This window comes from Aeromonas sp. HMWF015 (assembly GCF_963878965.1).
GTDB lineage: Bacteria > Pseudomonadota > Gammaproteobacteria > Enterobacterales > Aeromonadaceae > Aeromonas > Aeromonas veronii.
In genome coordinates this window covers 1-1305 of record NZ_CAWNZT010000400.1, presented here as the reverse complement: position 1 = coordinate 1305, position 1305 = coordinate 1, and the positions used below count along the sequence as shown (strand labels likewise).

The following is a 1305-nucleotide window of genomic DNA, read 5'->3' as shown; positions in this document are numbered from 1 at the left end:
AAACCCTTATTCAACACTATGGCCGCACCTGCCGCCGCTATCGCTTCCAGGTGGTTTACCCGGTCGCCAGTACCTTGGGCTTTGGTCGCATCGACATGAGCCAGCAGGTGTTTGGCGCGACGCTTAAGAGGAACCCATGAGCCAGATCATTACCAACGCCTTCTCCCGCTACTGGCAGGAGTGCCTTACCACCCAAGTGCCGGTGGTGCTCGATGAGTTCGTGCTGGCCAACGTGCCAGACCTCGATCCTGCAGCCCCCATCGACCCGGACAGCGGCCTTCCGCCGGCGGGCCAGATTGTGCACCGCCACAAGGTTGACCAGCGCGGGCGCATCAACAACGACTCGGTGGCCTACACCATCGTGATGGACACCACGGTCGGCGATTTCAGCTTCAACGCCATGTACCTCATCAACAAGGCCAGCGGCATAGTGGGGATGATTGTGCACAAGGGGCTGGAGACCAAGCTCAAGACCGACGAGGCGGCCGGCCAGACCGGCAACAGCCTGGTCAAATCCATGCTGATGGAGTACGACCGCGCCGCCGAGGCGACCGTCACCCATGTGGACGCCAGCACCTGGCAGATTGACTATGCCGCGCGCCTGCGCGGAATGGACGATGACCTGCGCCTGCAGGCGCTGCAGTTCTTCGGGCCGGCCACCTTCTACGGCGACGGCTTCAAGCTGGTCAACGAATCCGGGGTCTACAAGGTGCAGCCCGGGGTGGCCTATGTCGGCGGCCTGCGCACCGAGCTCAACGAGGTGAAGAAAATCACCCCGGGCGCCAAGCCGGTAGGGCTCTGGCTCGATATCTATCGGGCAGGATCCCTGCTCGATGCCTGGGTAAACCACTTCACCCTCACCCTGAGCGTGCCGGACATGGTCGATTACCTGGACAGCAACGGCTATCAGCACCATGTGGCCAAGGTGGCCATCATCAACAGCGACGGCAGCGTGACCGACGTACGCCGCAAGCGCACCATCGAGCTGACCGGTGATGTCACCGGCAAAGGCATTCTGGAAGATGCCAAGGGCGTCACCATCGCGGTGGAGATCAAGGACGGCAGCCACCGCCACAAATGGGGCGATCTGGACGATGTGCCAGAGCTCGCCCTCAAGCGTCACCGTCACCCTTGGGAGAATATCGACGAGGTACCGGCCGGTCTTGGTACCTATGCTGCGGCCACCACCAATGTGGCTACCCAGTTAAGAGAGAAGAGCGGGTTTTACAACGCGTCGAACGCCGCCAACGGCATGCCGTTCGGGAGCGAGTGGAAGTATTACTTCAACGTCGCGCACGCCAATGC

1 protein-coding gene is annotated in these 1305 nt (G+C 61.7%); it reads left to right on the top strand.

Annotated elements, in window-relative coordinates:
• Nucleotides 1-136: 136 nt before the first annotated feature.
• Nucleotides 137-1305 (top strand): phage tail protein (locus AACS18_RS20615; protein ID WP_258228782.1); only part of this gene is annotated, 1169 nt, incomplete at its 3' end.